The organism is Sorangium sp. So ce375, assembly GCF_051473855.1.
Classification (GTDB): Bacteria; Myxococcota_A; Polyangia; order Polyangiales; family Polyangiaceae; genus Sorangium.
In genome coordinates this window covers 4,675,492-4,692,929 of record NZ_CP150335.1, presented here as the reverse complement: position 1 = coordinate 4,692,929, position 17,438 = coordinate 4,675,492, and the positions used below count along the sequence as shown (strand labels likewise).

The 17,438-nt window shown below is 70.4% G+C and carries 12 protein-coding genes; 7 read left to right on the top strand and 5 right to left on the bottom strand.

What is annotated here, in order from left to right; all coding sequences use genetic code 11:
- Positions 1-108: 108 nt before the first annotated feature.
- The 3 genes from sbnB to WME90_RS17445 all read right to left on the bottom strand — a co-directional run bounded on the left by sbnB (position 109) and on the right by WME90_RS17445 (position 3,415).
- The gene (gene sbnB, locus WME90_RS17455; RefSeq protein WP_437282273.1) at positions 109-1,116 is read right to left on the bottom strand and encodes a 2,3-diaminopropionate biosynthesis protein SbnB; all 1,008 of its coding nucleotides are present in this window, start codon (positions 1,114-1,116) and stop codon (positions 109-111) included.
- A 187-nt stretch (positions 1,117-1,303) separates the two neighbouring features.
- Entirely contained in the window at positions 1,304-2,260 is a 957-nt protein-coding gene (gene sbnA, locus WME90_RS17450; protein WP_437282272.1) for a 2,3-diaminopropionate biosynthesis protein SbnA, read from the bottom strand.
- Between the two features lie 180 nt (positions 2,261-2,440).
- Positions 2,441-3,415, bottom strand: a complete 975-nt coding sequence (locus tag WME90_RS17445) for a Gfo/Idh/MocA family protein (protein WP_437282271.1) — start codon at positions 3,413-3,415, stop codon at positions 2,441-2,443.
- A gap of 732 nt (positions 3,416-4,147) precedes the next feature.
- Here WME90_RS17445 and WME90_RS17440 point away from each other — a divergent pair.
- Together WME90_RS17440 and WME90_RS17435 are read left to right on the top strand one after the other, a co-directional pair.
- Positions 4,148-7,312, top strand: coding sequence for an SNF2-related protein (locus WME90_RS17440; protein ID WP_437282270.1), 3,165 nt, complete (start codon positions 4,148-4,150; stop codon positions 7,310-7,312).
- Positions 7,309-8,235 carry an SWIM zinc finger family protein gene (locus WME90_RS17435; protein ID WP_437282269.1) on the top strand — a complete coding sequence of 309 codons (927 nt, stop codon included), beginning with the start codon at positions 7,309-7,311 and terminating at the stop codon, positions 8,233-8,235. The genes WME90_RS17440 and WME90_RS17435 overlap by 4 nt, the downstream gene beginning before the upstream one ends.
- A 7-nt stretch (positions 8,236-8,242) precedes the next feature.
- Here WME90_RS17435 and minE read toward each other — a convergent pair whose 3' ends face one another.
- Both minE and minD read right to left on the bottom strand, forming a co-directional pair.
- Positions 8,243-8,557, bottom strand: coding sequence for a cell division topological specificity factor MinE (minE, locus tag WME90_RS17430; RefSeq protein WP_437282268.1), 315 nt, complete (start codon positions 8,555-8,557; stop codon positions 8,243-8,245).
- Positions 8,558-8,569: 12 nt separating this feature from the next.
- On the bottom strand, positions 8,570-9,397 hold the full coding sequence (minD, locus tag WME90_RS17425; protein WP_437282267.1) for a septum site-determining protein MinD: 828 nt from the start codon (positions 9,395-9,397) through the stop codon (positions 8,570-8,572).
- A 1,052-nt stretch (positions 9,398-10,449) separates the two neighbouring features.
- Between minD and WME90_RS17420 the strand changes: the two genes are divergently transcribed.
- From WME90_RS17420 to WME90_RS17400, 5 genes are all read left to right on the top strand, one after another.
- A complete protein-coding gene (locus WME90_RS17420) occupies positions 10,450-12,096 on the top strand; it encodes a DUF1592 domain-containing protein (protein ID WP_437282266.1) in 1,647 nt (548 codons plus the stop codon).
- Entirely contained in the window at positions 12,096-13,538 is a 1,443-nt protein-coding gene (locus WME90_RS17415) for a DUF1552 domain-containing protein (RefSeq protein WP_437282265.1), read from the top strand. The genes WME90_RS17420 and WME90_RS17415 overlap by 1 nt, the downstream gene beginning before the upstream one ends.
- Before the next feature lie 402 nt (positions 13,539-13,940).
- Positions 13,941-15,080: a substrate-binding domain-containing protein gene (locus WME90_RS17410; protein ID WP_437282264.1), complete on the top strand. Its 1,140-nt coding sequence runs from the start codon at positions 13,941-13,943 to the stop codon at positions 15,078-15,080.
- A gap of 75 nt (positions 15,081-15,155) precedes the next feature.
- Positions 15,156-15,593, top strand: coding sequence for an NADAR family protein (locus WME90_RS17405; protein ID WP_437282263.1), 438 nt, complete (start codon positions 15,156-15,158; stop codon positions 15,591-15,593).
- 155 nt (positions 15,594-15,748) lie between these two features.
- A complete protein-coding gene (locus WME90_RS17400) occupies positions 15,749-17,434 on the top strand; it encodes a hypothetical protein (RefSeq protein ID WP_437282262.1) in 1,686 nt (561 codons plus the stop codon).
- Positions 17,435-17,438: the final 4 nt, after the last annotated feature.

Genomic DNA, 17,438 nt, shown 5'->3' with positions numbered 1-17,438 from the left:
CACACTACCTCTGTTACAGACGGCATGGTCACGCCGGCGACATCGAGCTTGCCGATGCGCCGTCGTCACCGGACGGACGCGCCATGCGAGGCGCACGGTTCACCTGGCTCAGCGCGCCATCTCGAAGAAAAAGTCGTCAATGACGACGAGCTTGCCGCACGCCCTCGCGACGTCGTAGACCCATTGGCCGACGGCGAGGTCGAGCACCCCGAGCCCGAACGGCGAGAAGATCACCGGCTTGTCGAGGCCGATCCGGCAATCACCGCGCATGAGCTGGGCGAGGGTCCCGGTCACGAAGCTCCGGCCCCCGCTCAGCCTCTCCGCGAGGTGTGGCGACGTGTTCGCCTTCATCACGTGCTCGACGTCATCCACGATGTTGTAGGACCCGAGCAGGAGCTCCGGCGCCAGATCGCGGAGAGAGATGTTGAGCACGAGCGGGTTGTGCGAGAGCAGCGCCGGATCAAGGATGTAGGGCTCGCCCGCCACCGTGGCGAGGACGAGGAGGTCGCTGCCGGTGACCGCGGCCTCGAGGCTCGAAGCGCGGTCGATCAAGCCATGGCGATCCGGCTTGCACACCTGGGTCGCGAACCGCTGCGACTCCGCCTTGTCCAGGTCGTACAGCAGCACCGACCCGATCTCCCAGCCGAGCGCGAGGAGGAACGTGTAGATGTACCTCGCGATGAGGCCGTTGCCGATGATGCCCAGCCTGCTCACGGCGCGCCTGCCGCCGTTCATCCACTCGGCCGCCAGCGCCGCCGAGCCGGCCGTGCGGGCGGCGGAGATGATCGAGCTCTCGAGGCAGGCGAAGGGGTAACCCGTCTCGTAGCTGTTCAGGAGGAGCGCCGCCGAGGCCCGCGGGATCCCCCGGCGAATGTTGTCGGGGTAGCTCGCGATCCACTTGATGCCCGAGACGCCGACGTCTCCCCCGAGGAACGCGGGCAGCGCGATGATGCGGTTCCGCGGCTGCTCCGGGAACCGCAGGAAATAGCTGTCCGGGTTCACGGTCTTCCCGTCCTCGTGCATCAGGTAAGCGCTCTTGACGCGCTCCACGCAGGCGGGGATGTCGGCATGGATGATCTCGTGGATCACCTTGCCCGTAACGATCGAGAAATCCATTCGAATGCGCTCTCCGTCGTCTCACGCTGGCCCCGAGCCTGGCGTCGCTCCTCCGGAGCGGCGCGATCGCCAGTCAGGGACCTGCGTCACATGCGTTGAACAAGGGTGCTCGGCCGCCCGGGCTCCGCGCTGCCTGCCTCGTCACGAGGCGCGCGCGGAGATCCCCAAAACCTCCGGAGTGCGTCCTCTAGGCGCCGAGCCTGGACGCCCAGGCGTCATTGAAGATGGTGTCCGCGTACGAGATGCCGCGGTCAGCGCAGATGAACAGCACCGAGGGTCGGCTCGTCGAGCGCATCCTCGGGAGGAGCTTCTTCACCGCCGCGTAGCACGATCCAGACGAGCCCCCGACGAGCAGCCCGTGCCGCGTGAGGAGCTCGCGGCAGCCACGCACGGTCTCGGCCTCCGGGACGAGGACGACGTCGTCGATCCGCGCCTCGTCGACCAGCTTGGATCGGACGCCGGCGCCGATACCCGCGATGTGTCGCGGCCCTGGAGGGCCTCCGAAGATGACCGAGCCCTGCGCGTCGACGGCGATGATACGCGCGTCCGGGAACGCCTCCTTGACCCGCCGGGAGATACCCGCGATCGTCGCTCCCGTGCTCACGCCCACGAAGACGTAGTGAAGCTCGGAGAAAGCCGAGCAGATCTCCTCACCCGTGAAGCGGTAGTGGGCCCCGACCGCGTCCATGTTGCCGTACTGGTTGGTCCAGTACGAATCGTCGATGGTCTCCCGCAGCTCCCGGAGCTTCCGGAGCCGCGCCTTCAAGAAGCCACCCGTGTCGTCGGGCTCGCTCACCTTGACGACGTTCGGGCAGAGCCGGCGCAGGAGGGTCTCGTACGCCTCCGTGGTGTTCGGATCGATCACCGGGATGAACTCGAGGCCGAGCTGGCGCGCGTAGAACGCGAGCGCGACGGCGAAATTCCCCGAGGAGGACTCGATGAGAACGGTCTTGTCGTGGATCTCGCCCCGCTTGATCGCCTGGTGCAGGATCCAGAGCGCGGGGCGATCCTTCAAGCTCCCCACCGGGTTGTGCCCCTCGATCTTGGCGAAGAGCTTGATCCCATCACACTCGAGGGGAAGCACGGTCGTTTCTCGAAGCGTCCCCAGGAGCGAGGTGACCTTAGTCAAGAGTTTTTCAGCCATGGGAGACCACTCTCGTAAGCTGGCGTAGCGTCCATTCCACGGGGCGACCTGAGCGAGCTCCGTTTCGCTGCATGAAATGACGGCGAATGACGGAGACTGACGGTGAATGACGGAGACTGCTGGTTATTGACAGCTATTGACGATAACCGACGGCGACCGACGGCGAAGGTTGGCTCCGATTCACGGGCCCGTCGCCCCAGCAGCGAGGAGGCGCTCGATACAGCTCTGGACCGAGAGCGCTTCCCGCAAGCCAGGGAGGGCGTGCGAGCCGCCCTGCATCATCGCCGCGAGATGGTCGAGCAGCGCCGCACGGTTGCGCGTGAGGGCCTGCTCCGGCGTGGCCGGGCAGAGATCGACCCAGCTCACGCCTTCGCGGATCTCGGCGTTGTACCAGTGATGCGTGCGGCCCGCCCCGCGCTCTCCGATCACGGTGAAGGCGTTGAAGTCGTCCTCTCCTCCGCCGACGCAAGCGCTCACCTCGATGGGAATGGCCCCCGCGGTCAGCCGGGCCTGAATGGCCGTCTCCGACGTGACGCCGTCCGCCGGGAAATCGACGTGCGAGCGCTCGACGCGCAGCGCCCCGAGAAGGCGCTGCGCCAGGAACACGAAATGCGACAGCACCTCGCGGACAAAGCCGCCCTCGCGGCGGCCGACGAGCCAGCCGCCGGCGCGCTGCCACGGTCGGGGCCACGCGCGAAACGAGGCTTCGATGCGCGCGTGCCGCACCTCGCCGATGCGCCCGGCGCGCAGCGCGTCCCAGAGCGCCAGCACCGGCGGCGAGACGGCAAAGCCGAAGTTGACGGCGGCGCGCACGCCGGCCCGCTCGAGCTGATCCACGGTCGCCCCGGCCGCTTCGACATCGACCGCGAGCGGCTTCTCGCACAGGATCGCCTTGCCCGCCCCTGCGGCGAGGCGCAGGTACTCGAGGTGGGTCGCCGGCGGCGAGGCGATGTAGACAAGTTCAGCCGGAGCAGCAATCACCTCTTCGGCGGCGCCCCGCCGGCAAGACCGGTCGAATGCCTCGATGCGCTGAGCTCCTTCAGCGGATGGATCCCACGCTGCGACGACCTGGAAATCAGGGCGCTGCACGAGGAGGTGAGCGATCCGCTCGCCCATCGTGCCAAAACCGATGATTCCAACGCCGATCTTGCGCATATCCAGCCGTCCATCCTGAATTTCGACGAACGCCGGTGGGGTATACTACAGAGCCGCCTCACAATGCAAGCGTGACCCACGCTTCTTTGATCCCGCTTCCCGGTGTGCCGCACGATGAATGTCATGAAAATTTCACGCGGGTGTGCGCATCGCGTCTTGCGAGCGCGGCGCGGCGCGGAGGTGCTCGACGAGAGCGAGACGGATGACCCGCGCGCCTGGGCGCCCTCATCCGATACTGTGCGCGTTTCGAGCCCATTTCGCGCCATGTCCACCGAATCTGCGTGTCTTCATCGGTCGGAATGGCCCGCTTCCGGGCACAATGGGGCTGAGAATTTTCGACCTCACCTGCGCCGCGCTGGCCTCGATCGGCCTGAGCGGATCGAGGCCGTGCATTCGAGGCTCAATGCTGGCGCGGTGCTCGGGAGCCCCACGCGTCCTGCGCGCGTTCGTCGTCAACCCGGTCGACCCGCCCCGGTCAACCCGCCGCTCGAGCTCGGCGCGCTTCCACCGCAGCGCCCATTCCCTCGAGCCGCGATCTTTTTCCATGGGATGTTCACCAACCCTGCTGATCAGAGGTTCCAAACAATTTCTGGCAATTGTCAGCCCTGAGCCGGAATGGCCCATACGCGTGACTCAGCGGGTGCGCTCCCGTCCGGCCAATCGCTTTTTTGGCTCACGACGCGTGAAGCCCCCTTTTCCTCGTCGCCGCCTGTGCAATGGATCTGCGCGGCCATGCCGCTCGTCTTTCTGCCCGACGATCTCCGCTTCTTCCTCTGGGACGACGCGGCCGCTGCCCGCTCGCTCGGCGCGACGACCCCGGCGGAGGCGGTCGTGGTCTCCGAGGCGGGCCGCGCCGTGAGGAAGGCCGGACAGGCTGCGCCGCTCCTCGACGGACTGTCCGCGCTGGCCACGATGGCACAGGACGACCTCGGGCGGGCGCCGGCCTCCGTCGCGGCGTGGAGCCTGGCGAGCAAGCTCGCGCTCGACCTCGTGGTGCGCGAGCGGATCGTGCCCCGCGTGGTGCCGGCCAGCGGCGGGACGGAGGCCCGCTGGGCGGCGTCGCTCGCCGCCCCCGAGGACGCCGCGCGCGTCGCGGCGCTCGCCCGCGCCATGCCGCCGGCCGCGCACGCGGTGCCGGCGGGCGCGCAGGCCAGAGGCGACGGCGGCCGCCCCCGCGCGCCCCTCGCGGAGATCTGGTCCGCCGAGGCCCTGCTGCGCGCCTTCCTGGACGCCGCGGCCGACGCGCTCGCGCGCTGCGGCCCCACGCACCGCTCGCCGCGCGCGGCGCGCCCAGCACACACCCCCTGGGAGCGCCGGCTTGTGCTCGCCCTGACGGGCGCGCGGCGCGCCTTCGCCGCGGAAGGGCTCGCCGAGCGCGCGCTCGTGGCCGATCTCGACGCGTGGGTCCGCCCCGCGCTCGGCGCGTGCGACGCGCTGCGCGCCTGCTTCCGGCTGGAGCTGCCCCAGGGCGACCGCGGCTTCGTGCTCCGCTTCCTGCTGCAGGCGACCGACGATCCGAGCCTGCTCGTGCCCGCCGCCGAGGTGTGGGCGGCCCGGGGACGCACGCTGAAGGCGCTCGGGCGCGCGTTCTCCGATGCCGAGGAGATCCTCCTTGGCGCGCTCGGCGCCGCGGCGCGGCGCTTCGCGCCGATCGCCCGGGCCCTCGGCGAGGCGCGGCCGGAGCACGTGGACCTCGCCCCCGCGGAGGCGTGGGCCTTCCTCGCGCAGGCCGCGCCGGCGCTGGGCGAGGCCGGGTTCGGCGTGGTCGTGCCGGGCGAGCTCCTGGCCTCGGGGCAGCGCCGCCTGCGCCTCCGCATGCGCGTCGGCGCGGCGCGCCGCACCGCGGGCGTCGTCGCGGGCAGCGCCGGGCTAGGCCTCGACGAGGCGCTCGATTTCACGTGGGAGGCGGCGCTCGGCGACGAGGCGCTCTCGGCGCGCGAGCTCGCCGCCCTCGCGCGGCAGAAATCGCCGCTCGTCCGGCACCGCGGGGCGTGGGTGGTCGTGGTCCCCGAAGAGCTCGCCGAGATCGCGCGGCGCCTCGAGGCCGGCGGCGGGCGCATCTCGGCGCGCGAGGCGCTGGAGGGCGCGCTCGCGGGCGAGACCCGGATCGACGGCCTGGCCGCACCCGTGGTCGCCGAGGGCGCGCTCGCCCACGCGATGGAGCGGCTCCGCTCGGGCGCCGAGCGCCCCGCCGCGCCGCCCGCCGGGTTCGTCGGGACGCTGCGCCCGTACCAGGCGCGCGGCGTCGCCTGGCTGCAGACGATGGCGAGCCTCGGCCTGGGCGCCTGCCTGGCCGACGACATGGGCCTCGGCAAGACCGTCCAGCTGCTCGCGTTCCTTGTCGGCCAGCGGGCGGCGGCGCCGGAGGACGCGCGCCCGACGCTGCTCGTCGCGCCGACGTCGGTCGTCGGCAACTGGGAGCGCGAAGCGGCGCGCTTCGCCCCTGCCCTGCCCCTCGTCCGGCACTTCGGCGAGGGGCGCGCCCGCTCGGCCGAGGAGCTCGCGTCGCGGGCGTCCGGCGCGAGCGAGGGGCCCGACGGGCGCGGTGACGGCGCGCGCCGCGCGGGCGGCGGGCTCGTCCTGACCACGTACGGCCTGCTCCGCCGCGACGCCGCGGCGCTCGCTGGCGTCGACTGGGCCACGGTCGTGCTGGACGAGGCGCAGAACATCAAGAACGCCGCGTCGCGCACCGCCCGCGCCGCGCGCGCGCTCCGCGCGTCGCACCGCGTCGCGCTGACCGGCACGCCCGTCGAGAACCGCCTCGCCGAGCTCTGGTCGATCCTCGAGTTCGCGAACCCCGGCCTGCTCGGCCCGCTCGAGGCGTTCCGGCGCACCTACGCGGTCCCCATCGAGCGCTACGGCGACCGGAGGGCCGCAGAGCGGCTCCGGCGCGTCGCCGGACCGTTCTTGCTGCGGCGAATCAAGGGCGATCCGAACGTGCTCCAGGACCTCCCGCCGAAGGACGAGGCCAGGGTCTTCTGCACGCTCACGCGCGAGCAGGTGACGCTCTACCGGGCGGCGCTCGACGAGGCGATGCACCGCATCGAGGAGGCCGAGGGCATCGCGCGGCGCGGGCTCGTGCTGTCGCTGCTGACGGTGCTCAAGCAGATCTGCAACCATCCGGCGCAGTGCCTCGGGGAGGCGGGGCCGCTCGCGGGCCGGTCGGGCAAGCTCGCGCGGCTCACGGAGATGCTCGAGGAGGCGCTCTCGGCGGGCGATCGCGCGCTCGTCTTCACGCAGTTCCGCGAGATGGGCGACCGGCTGGTCCGGCACCTCGCGTCTTCGCTCGACACGGAGGTCCTCTTCCTGCACGGCGGCACGCCGCGGCCCGCGCGCGACGCGATGGTGCGGCGTTTCCAGGACGATCCGCGGGGTCCGCGCGTCTTCGTCCTGTCGCTGAAGGCCGGCGGCGCAGGACTCAACCTGACGGCGGCGAGCCACGTGTTCCACTTCGATCGCTGGTGGAACCCCGCGGTCGAGGACCAGGCGACGGACCGCGCGCACCGGATCGGGCAGCGGCGCGCGGTGCAGGTCCACAAGCTTGTGTGCGCGGGCACCGTGGAGGAGAAGGTCGACCGGATGCTGGAGCAGAAGCGCGATCTGGCGGCGCAGGTCGTGGGCCAGGGCGAGGCGTGGATCACCGAGCTCGACGACGCGGCGCTGCGCGAGCTGTTCGCGCTGTCGAGGGACGCCGTGACCGGCGCGGGCGAGCTGGACGATCGCGAGGAGCAGGAGCCGGAGCGGGGGCCGGAACCGGAACCGGAACGGGCACCGGAACCGGAACCGGAAGAGGCGCGCGGCGCCGCCCCGGGCGCGCTGCGAGCGCCGCCCGCGGAGGGCCGGCGGAGGGGCGCGAGACGCCTTTCGGACCGAGCGCCGGGAGGAGCGTCCACATGAGCTCGCCGTCGCGCTGGGCGCCGTTCCACCGGGAGGCCGGGCCGAAGCCGCCGCCGCCCGCGCGGGGCATCCGGATGAAGCGGGCCGGCACGACCTGGTGGGGCAAGCGCTGGGTGGAGGCGCTGGAGCGGATGGCGCCGGACGACGCGGGCCGCCTCGCGCGCGGGCGCACGTACGCGCGGGCTGGGCGGACGCACGATCTGGAGGTGAAGCCGGGCCTCGTGACGGCGCGCGTCACCGGCTCGCAGCCGAGGCCCTACAAGGTGATCCTCACGATCGCGCGGCTCGACGACGCCACGTGGGCGAAGGCGATCGCCGCCATGGCGAAGCGGGCGCAGTTCGCGGCGGAGCTCCTCGCGGGCCAGATGCCGGAGGACATCGAGGCCGCGTTCCAGAGCGCCGGGACGAGCCTGTTCCCGGCGCGGCCCGAGGACCTCACCACGGCCTGCTCGTGCCCCGACGCGGCGAACCCCTGCAAACACGTCGCGGCGACGCACTACGTGCTCGGGGAGGCGTTCGACAAGGACCCTTTCCTGCTGTTCGAGCTGCGCGGGCGCACGCGCGAGCAGGTGATCGAGGCGATCCGCGCCGCGCGGGACGCCCCCGCGCGGCGCGGATCACGGGCGGGCGCAGAGAAGAGCGCGCCCTGCGCCGGAGACGCGCCGGCGATCGCGACGGTGACGCCCGGCAAGATGGCGGCGAAGGACTACGACGCCTGGCGCGAGGCGCCGCCGGCGCTCGACGTGACGCTAGAGCCCCCCGCGGCGCACGCGGCGCTGCTGTCGCAGCTCGGCGAGCCTCCGGGGTGGACCGAGGAGCGCTCGCCGGCAGAGGTCTTCGGGCCGCTGCTCCAGGCGGCGTCCGAGCGGGCGCGGGAGCTCGCGATGGCGGAGGCCGCGCCGCGGGGACGAGGGCGCGGCTGAGGCCCCCTCAGCAGTTCCGCGCGGCGGACGCCCCTGCCCGGGACGCGGCGGCACGCACGGCCGCCCGCTCCGACTCGGAGAGCACGACGTTCAGCTCGAGCACATCGCAGTCGCCGCTGCGCTCGACATTGACGCTCACCTGGTCCAGGTCGATCCGCTCGTACTTCGAGATGACCTGGAGCAGCTCCTGCTTGAGCCGCGGCAGGTAGTCCGGCTCGCCCGTCGGGCGCACGCGCTCGCGCGCCACGATGATCTGCAGACGCTCCTTCGCCACGGCCGCCGACTTCGGCTGCGACTTACGGAAATAATCCATGATCGACATGGCACAACTCCCTCAGACGGTCGCCGCCTGGCCGCCAAAAATCCGGCTGAAGAACCCCTTCTTCGCCGGCTCCAGGAACCGGTGGGGGCGCTCCTCGCCGAGGAAACGCTGGACCACGTCGAGGTAGGCCTGCGCCGCGTCGCTCGTGGGGTCGAGCACCACGGGCGTCCCGGCGTTCGACGCCTGGAGCACCGCCGGCGACTCCGGGATCACGCCGAGCAGCGGGATGCCGAGGAGATCCAGCACGTCCTTGTGCGCCAGCATCTCGCCCTTGGCGACGCGCGCCGGCGCATACCGCGTGAGCAGGAGGTGCGTCTTCACCGCCTCTTCGCCGAGCTCCGCGCGGCGGGTCTTCGCGTCCAGGAGGCCGAGCACGCGATCCGAGTCGCGCACCGACGACACCTCGGGGTTCGTCACCACGATCGCCTCGTCCGCGAAATACATGGCCATCTGGGCGCCCCACTCGATGCCGGCCGGCGAGTCGCAGAAGATGTACTCGAATCCCGCGGCACGCAGCTCGTCCAGGATGCGCCCCACGCCGTCCAGCGTGAGCGCGTCCTTGTCCCGCGTCTGCGACGCGGGGAGCACGTAGAGCGTCTCGATCCGCTTGTCCTTGATCACCGCCTGGCGGAGCGACGCCTCGCCGCGGATCACGTTGACGAGATCGTAGACCACGCGGCGCTCGCACCCCATCACGAGATCGAGGTTGCGGAGACCCACGTCGAAATCGATGGCGATCGTCTTGTAACCGAGAGCCGCGATACCGGACGCGAGGTTTGCGGTCGTGGTGGTCTTGCCGACTCCGCCTTTGCCCGAGGTGACGACGACTACCTTTGACACCAGAAACCTCCTTAAGATGGTTCGAGAGACGTGGCCTGTCCTACGGCCGAGCCCGCGCGGATGCCCGTCTCCCGGCGTTGGTGAGGAGGCGCCGTCGACGTGATCGGACTCGGCGCCCACCCGATTCCATGGCGGCCGGGGACGCGCTCGACTGGGTACGTCATCGCGAACCGAACGAACAACTTTTTGGAGGCGAAACTTGCAGCGTACCCCGGCCGGCGTTCTGGATCCAAATTACCTACATGTAGGTGCGCCCTGACGACGGAGGGTGCGCGCCGGGCGCAAGGCGATTCTCCCGGTGAACCTCGTGATGAATGTGGAGGCCGCTCGGCCGCCGTGGCCTGGCGCTCCGCCTCGGGGCCCTCGCCAGCGCTGCGCGGGTCCGTCCGGTAGCCGCGAGCGTGCCGACATCGTGATGAACCGGCATCAGTCCTGCTTGAAGCTGGGGGAGGCAGCCCCCCGTCATACCGGCCATTCCTCCCCATTGAGCGTGGGCGTTCCGCTCCAGGAAAATCGTGGGGGCTACCAGGATAAGGGCCTTCACAACGACGAGCTTCGCGAATTTCGCGCCTTCATTTCTCCTGGGTAGACTGCCATGCGACGGAGCCTGCCGACGGAACCGTGCGATGACCGCCGTGCGACTTCCCCTCTCCCGCTCACGCTCGCAGCCGGCGCCAGAGTCCGCGCGAGCAGAGCACGAACCATCGAATGATCGACCATCGTCCGCTCTCCTCTGCCAGCGGCAGATGAACGCGACCGGGTGCGCTCCGGAAGCTCGACGGCGCTGCTCGGCCTCGCTCGGAGGGGCACAACACGCCATATGCTGCCAGGCACGGAAACCGCTCGGTTTCTCGCTCCATCGCGTCCTACGCGCTCAGCGATGAGTCGCCCGCCGTGAGGCGCGCCACGTTCCTCCGTGACATGTCACACCGCCAACCGTGACATGCCACTCCGCGAACCGTGACATGTCACGGTACAGCCTGTGGTTCGCAGGCGCGCCGGGAGCGAAGAAGCGGTTGCAGACGGGAGCGCTTGCGCGCATAAAATGAACCATGGGTCGATCACTTGGTTATCATTCTTACGGGATCATGCTGGCGACGGCCCTGGCAGGGGTCGCCGGCTGCACGGGAGACGTAGGAGATCCCGATCCTTCCGAGTCAGGCTCCGGGACGAGCGGCGGCGTCACGCTGCCCGATGGGACGGAGAGCGTGAGCCTCCTCCCAGCGCGTATCCGCCGGCTCACCAACGCCGAGTATGCCGCCTCGGCGCGCGCGTTGACGGGGACCACCACCAACCCGAGCGAGGGCTTTGCGCCGGATTCGCGGCAAGACGGCTTCACGGTCAACGACGCGCAGCGCGTCGATCCGGTGCTGGCGAAGCAGCTCGCCGCCGCGGCGGAGACGCTCGCGGCCGAGGTGAAGGGCAAGGTCGCGGAGCTCGCCCCCTGCGCCGATCCGGGGACGCAGGCGGAGAGCTGCGCCAGGGCGTTCATCACGTCGTTCGGCGGGCGCGCCTACCGCCGCCCGCTCGGCGCGGCGGAGGCCGACGCGCTGCTCGCCGTCTATCAGGTCGGAGCCAAGGGCGCGACGTACGCAGACGGCATCGAGCTCGTCGCGCGAGCGGTCCTGCAGTCGCCCGGCTTCCTCTACCTGACCGAGCTCGGCGATGGATCCGGCGGAGGTGCGCTGGCGCTGACTCCCCATGAGCTGGCGAGCTCCCTCTCCTACCTCATCACCGCTGGTCCGCCCGATGATGCGCTGATGGAGGCCGCGGTCGCGGGCACGCTGTCGACCCCCGAAGGCCGAGAGGCCGAGGTGCGCCGGCTGCTCCAGACGTCGGCGGCGCGCGAGCGCATCGTGCGGGTCGTCCGCGAGTGGCTCGGCGTCGACCGGATCGCGATGACGGCGAAGGACTCGAACGTCTACAGCAAGTTCGCCGACGTCAGGGCGTCGATGGAGCGCGAGACCGAGGACTTCGTCACGGAGGTCCTGATGAACTCCACGGGGACGGTCGGAGAGCTCCTGGGCGCCGACTGGAGCATCGTCGATCAGCCGCTCTCGCAGGTCTACGGCGCCCCCGGCGCAGGGCGCGTGTCGCTCTCCGGCCGGCGGGGGCTCCTCAACCAGGGCGCGTTCCTCGCCGTGAACGCGCACGCCACGGAGACCGCGCCGGTGCTGCGCGGGGTGACCGTCCTGCGCCGCGTCGCCTGCGTCAACATCCCGTCGCCGACCGAGCTGAGCATCAACGTCGTCCCGCCGGTGCCGGATCCGAGCAAGACGACTCGAGAGCGCTTCGAGATCCACTCCACCGACCCGGCGTGCAGGGCGTGCCACAACAGCATCGATCCGATCGGGTTCTCGTTCGAGCAGTTCGACGGAATGGGCATGCTCCGGGCGACGGACAACGGGACGAAGGTCAACAGCGCGGTCAACGTGGCGATCGGCGCCGACTTCGACGGGGCGTACACCGACAGCAACGCCCTCGCGCAGGCCCTGTCCACGAGCCCGACCGTGCGATCGTGCTTCGCGCGCAACGTGTTCCGCGCCTCGGCGGGCCGCAGCGACAAGACCGCCGCGGCGAGCGAGGAGTCGTTCTTGAAGGCATGGAACGCCGTCCCTGAGGCAGAGCAGGGCAAGCTCGTCGAAACGCTGATCACCTACGTCAAGAGCAGTCTCTTCAGCCATCGGAGGCCCCAGTGATGCGCCGGTCGACCCGTCGTACGTTCCTTCGCGCCGTGGGGGCGAGCCTCGCGACGCTCCCTTTCGTCAACATGCTCGCGGACTCCGTCGCCCGGGCGGGCGGCGAGGAGCTGCCGCTCAAGCTCGTCGCCATCTATCACCCCCACGGCATCGCCGCCGAGTACTGGGCCATGCGCGCGGGGGACACGGAGACGAGCTTCGACATCACGTACGAGAACTGCTCTCTCCAGCCGTTCGATGATCCGGCGACCTACGGCCGGAGCTTCAAGGACAAGATCCTCGTCGTCGAGGGCATCGACCACCTGTCGAACGCCAACGGGCACGACTCGGCCGGCACGATGCTGACCGGCAGCCGCATCGACGGGAAGAAGCCGCTCAACCTCTCGCTCGACCAGTACCTCGCCGTGGAGAAGGGCCTCGGCGCGGACACGCGCATCACGAGCGTCGCGCTCGGGGTGGGCATGGACGGGACCGAGTCCGGGCAGACGCTGTCCTTCGGCGCGGGCGGCGCGCCGCTGCCGAAGATCATCCACCCGGTGGAGGCGTTCAACCTGCTGTTCGCGGGCCTCGTCGTGGGCGACGACCCCGAGGCCCAGGCCCGCGCGGCCCGGCAGCGCGAGCTCGGCAAGAGCGTGATCGACTTCGTGCGCGGCGACATCGACCGCCTGCGCACGCGCCTCGCGGCCCCCGAGCAGCAGAAGCTCGACCAGCACCTGACGTCGCTCCGCGAGCTGGAGAAGCAGTACGCCTCGCCTTCGGCCGGCGGGCCGTCGTGCGCCGTGCCGCCTCAGCCCGACGCGTCGAAGTTCCCGTCGGTGAAGCAGTACAACGGCGGCGAACCCTACTTCGACGCCATCACCGACGCGCACGTCGACCTCCTGGCGCAGGCGCTCGCCTGCGGCATCACGCGCTTCGCCACGCTGTTCATGAACGACCTGTCCTACGCGAACAACCCGCTCGGGTTGCCGACGGACAACCACGGCTCGGTCGCGCACACGTACGACGCCTCGCCGGTCGGCAACGACGGCCGCCCCGGCGCTGGCAAGCCTGAGACCTGGGTGCCGCTCGCGAAGTTCAACCGGTACAGCTACTCGAAGATCGCGCGCCTCATGCAGCGGCTCGACCAGCTCGGCGCCCTCGACAGCACGCTGATCTACGCGTCGAGCGACATGGGGAACCCCTCCCAGCACAGCAAGCGCAACGTGCCGACGCTGCTGGCGGGCGGGGCGAACGGGAAGTTCAGGATGGGCCGGCGCATCAAGCTCAAGGCGGACTGCCCTGCCGACGCGCCGTGGTGCGGCGAGGCCGACGCCACGTTCACGCCCGTCACGAACAGCCGGATCCTCGTGTCGATCGCCCAGGCGTTCGGCGTCGAGATCGAGTCGTTCGGCTCCCAGCCCGACCCGGCGCTCACCACGGGCGCGCTGAGCGAGCTCACGTAACCACTCCCACCTAACCCTCCTCCTCACCGTCACCCCACGCCTCGTCGGCGATTTTCCGTGCCTATTGACAGTCACTTCGTCGACGTCGTATCTCAAAATTGCAAACATGGGTTTCAGGATGCCCACGACGTTGCAATGCTCACGTCGAACCCACATGGTACTCGTTTATCCCAGACGACAGCTCCGCTGTAGGGAGACCACGATGCTTGTGGGACTCGCGCCCCGGCTCTCGACGTCGCGCTCGCCAACAGCGCCCGATCGCGCGGGGAACGCAGCCGCCACCGTGGGCCACCTCCCCTCCTCCGGTAGCCGGCCGCGCCTGGAGACATTCTCGATGAAGGCTGGATTCTCACGCTGGGGAACCGCGCGCGCCGGACGGCCTGCGGCCGAGGAGGGTATGTCATGAGGACGGGACGATGCTGGGTGGCGGCCCTCGGGCTCGCGCTGACAACGGCGGCGTGCGCAGAAGAGCAGCTTCCCCTCGAGAACGAACCGACATCCGAGATCGCGTCCATCAAGCGAGAGCGGACGCCGAATACAAAGTTCACTCCGGTTGAGCTCGAGCAGACGGTCGACAGCCTCGTCGCAAGAATCAACCAGAGCGGGCTCAAGCCGATCCAGATGGTGGTCCTGCTGAAGCACATCTCCACCTTCTTCGAGCCGATCGCCACCGGCGCGAGCCGAGCCATGGGCGAGCTCGAGGCCGTGGGGAACGTGCTCGGCCCCAGCGCGCAGATGGCGGCGGACAACGGCGCCGAGTCGCAGTCGCTCCAGAATCAACAGATCGCGAACGCGATCGAGGACGGCGCCCAGGGCATCGCCGTCTCGCCCTACGACACCCTCAACGAGCCATCCATCAATGAAGCCGCGGGGAAGGGGCTCCACGTGGTGACGTTCGACACCGACCTGAAGGACTCGAAGCGCACGCTCTATGTCGGGGCCATCCCGTATGACGCCGGCGTCAGGGCGGCGGAGACCCTGGTAAAGATGATGCCGAAACCGCCAGGTACGGTGATCATCCATGGCGAAACCGGAACACAGTGGTTCGACGGGGTCCAGCGAACGTACGGGGTCATGGATGTGCTCGGAGCGGCTGGCTACACGGTGGATCGGGCCCAAGCCGTCTTCATCAACGACCAGGAAGGCTCTGACGTCGAAACGATGAGAGGCAAGATCGAGAACGCGAATCCGCCCGCCGTGGGTATGATCGGCGTGTTCAATATCTCGTATCGGTGCGCGATGGCCGCAGAGCTCGCCAACAAGAACATCCCCATCGTCGCGTTCGACTTCGATCAGAGGACCGTCGACTACTTGAAGACGGGGCGCATCAAGGCAACGGTCGTCCAGCGGCAGTACTACGAGGGGTACCTCGTGCCCTACATTCTCTATGGCATCCAGCACCTCGGCCTCGAGGCGACAAAAGAGATCCTCGATCCGCTGATGGTCGATGGGAACCTGGTCGATATCGGCCTCGACGTGGTCGAGTGGGACCATTTCACGGAATACAACGACTTCCTCGACAAGATCGGCTCGATCCAGTAGCGGCGCCGCGGATGGCGGGAGGTCGCGGCGAGGTTCCCAGGCGGCGCCGCGGGGTCATGGGATAGAATGGGGCCCATGTCCGTCATCCGCTTCTATCGCGCCGGCGACGCTCACGGGTTCTTCTCCAACTTCTCGCCCCACCCGGTCACGCTCAAAGGCAAGGTGTGGCCCACGAGCGAGCACTACTTCCAGGCCCAGAAGTTCCCCGGCACCGATCACGAGGAGGCGATCCGCAGCGCCCCCGGCCCCGGCGAGGCGGCCCGCATGGGTCGGCAGCGGAGCCGCCCGCTGCGCCCCGACTGGGAGCAGGTGAAAGACGACATCATGCGCGAGGTGGTGCTGGCGAAGTTCACCCAGCACGAGGATCTCCGGCGCGCCCTGCTCGACACCGGAGACGCCGAGCTGGTCGAGCACACGTCGAACGACGCCTACTGGGCCGACGGCGGCGACGGCAGCGGGCGGAACATGCTGGGCATCATCCTGATGGAGGTCCGCGAGCAGCTGCGTCGCTGATGCGTGAGGGCGGCTCTCTCGTCCACCCCGGGATCGCTGGCGGTCGGCAGGGTGCACGTGGCTTCCCGGGCGCGCCCCCGGCTGCTCAGGCGCTTTGACGCAGACGCCCAGGCCGGCCGGGTGTACTACGGCGCACGTCCATGAGGAGAGCCCCCGTGTCGATGCGCCTCGCCTTTCCCAGACTTCTCACCTTCGCCGGCCTGGTCGCGCTCGCGTCCTGCGGAGGGCCCCCCGCGGCGACGCCGCCGGCACGCTCGGCGGCGGCCCCGACGCCCGCGGGGACCGCGGCGCCGGGCGGCCCCGCGATGCCGCGAAGCGTGGAGTCGCTCGTCGACGTCATCCCCGCCGACGCGGTGCTCGCAGCGAGCCTCCCGCAGGCCGGCGCGCTCCTCGCCGGCGCTGCGCCCGCCATCCGGGAGACCCTCCTCGCGGAGGTCACGGCGGTCCTGGCGCGCCAGCCCGGCCTGAGCCCTGAGCTCGCCCGAGATCTGATGGCATCGTTCGACGGCGCCACGGTGTTCGTCGGGGGCGAGGCGGCGCCACGCGAATCCCTGGGGGCGCTCGTCGAGCGCGGCTGCGTGGCGGCGCGATTCCGCGACGGAGCCCCGGTGGAGCGGCTGCTGAAGGAGCTGCCGCGCGAGGCCGGCGAGGGCAGGTTCGCGCTCCGAGACGACGAGGACAGCGTGGTCGCTCACGGCGCGTGGCTCGCCGAGGCGAGGGTCGCCCTCGTCTGCGCCCGGCCAGAGCCGCTGTCGAGGGCCCTGCGGGTCGCGGGGCAGCGCGAGCCGTCGTTCAAGACATCTCCGCTCTTCCAACCCGAGCGCGCGAAGGATCCCTGGCTCGCGATCGACCTCCACCGGCTGCAAGGCGGCGGCGCGACCGGCCCCGAGCCCGGCTCGCGGCTCTTCATCGCCCTTCCCATCAGCCAGGACGCGCCCGGGCTCCGCGTCGAGCTCGCGCTCTACGGACCGGAGGTTCCCGCGCTCGGCACGGTGCTCTCGGCGACGGACCATGCCGCCGTGGCGAAGCTGCCCGCAGGAGCCCTGATGACGTTCGGGCTCTCCCTTCAGCGGTCGCCCGGAAAGACGGTGAGCGACGTCCTCGGCACCTTCGACGGGCTCGCCGGCGAGCCCACCGCGGCGGCGGCCGCGGCCACGCTCGCCGAGGTAGGGCTCGAGCTCGGCGATGTGGACAGGGCGCTCGGCGGCGAGGCCGCGGTCGGGATCTACCGCGATCCGAAGCACAAGCTCACCATCGCAGGCGGCGGGCGCGCCGAGGCGCTCAAGCACGGCGCCGTGCTCATCGCGCTGGCGACCGCGGACGAGGCGGCGCAAAAGAAGGTGTTCGGCGCCGTCGCCGCGCACATGAAGCGGACATCGAAGAAGCTCAGGGCCAAGCCCGGGTGGCTGGCGCACGATCTCGAGGGCGGCAACGAGCTGAGGGCCGAGACCCGGCCTGGGTTCGTCCTGATCGGCGCGGGCGACCGGGGCTACCTCGCTCAGGTCGCCGCGCGCTTCGGGAAGGACAAGGAATCGCTGGCCGCGACCCCGTCGTTCGCCGAGGCCCGGGCGCTCGCGAAGGGCGCCTCGCATCTGCAGCTGTACATCGACCGTCAGGTGCTCGCGGGCCTGCTCGACGGCGCTGTGGCCGCGAACTACGGCGCCCTCGGCGCTTCGCCGACGCTCGTCTCGCTGGCGCTCGCGCCGACCGACCGCGGGCTGGATCTCACGCTGAATGGCCATGGCGGGGTCGAGATCCTCGGCGCGAGCGCCGCGCTCGCCGCCTACGGCGTCAAGCGATACATCAGCTCCGCGAAGGCGGCGGCGGGCGAGCACGAGTAGCCCG

Bases quoted from the DNA above. Each gene is read 5' to 3' on its own strand.
- sbnB (WP_437282273.1), bottom strand. From the start codon at position 1,116: ATGGATTTCTCGATCGTTACGGGCAAGGTGATCCACGAGATCATCCAT.
- sbnA (WP_437282272.1), bottom strand. From the start codon at position 2,260: ATGGCTGAAAAACTCTTGACTAAGGTCACCTCGCTCCTGGGGACGCTT.
- WME90_RS17445 (WP_437282271.1), bottom strand. From the start codon at position 3,415: ATGCGCAAGATCGGCGTTGGAATCATCGGTTTTGGCACGATGGGCGAG.
- WME90_RS17440 (WP_437282270.1), top strand. From the start codon at position 4,148: ATGCCGCTCGTCTTTCTGCCCGACGATCTCCGCTTCTTCCTCTGGGAC.
- WME90_RS17435 (WP_437282269.1), top strand. From the start codon at position 7,309: ATGAGCTCGCCGTCGCGCTGGGCGCCGTTCCACCGGGAGGCCGGGCCG.
- minE (WP_437282268.1), bottom strand. From the start codon at position 8,557: ATGTCGATCATGGATTATTTCCGTAAGTCGCAGCCGAAGTCGGCGGCC.
- WME90_RS17420 (WP_437282266.1), top strand. From the start codon at position 10,450: ATGGGTCGATCACTTGGTTATCATTCTTACGGGATCATGCTGGCGACG.
- WME90_RS17415 (WP_437282265.1), top strand. From the start codon at position 12,096: ATGCGCCGGTCGACCCGTCGTACGTTCCTTCGCGCCGTGGGGGCGAGC.
- WME90_RS17410 (WP_437282264.1), top strand. From the start codon at position 13,941: ATGAGGACGGGACGATGCTGGGTGGCGGCCCTCGGGCTCGCGCTGACA.
- WME90_RS17405 (WP_437282263.1), top strand. From the start codon at position 15,156: ATGTCCGTCATCCGCTTCTATCGCGCCGGCGACGCTCACGGGTTCTTC.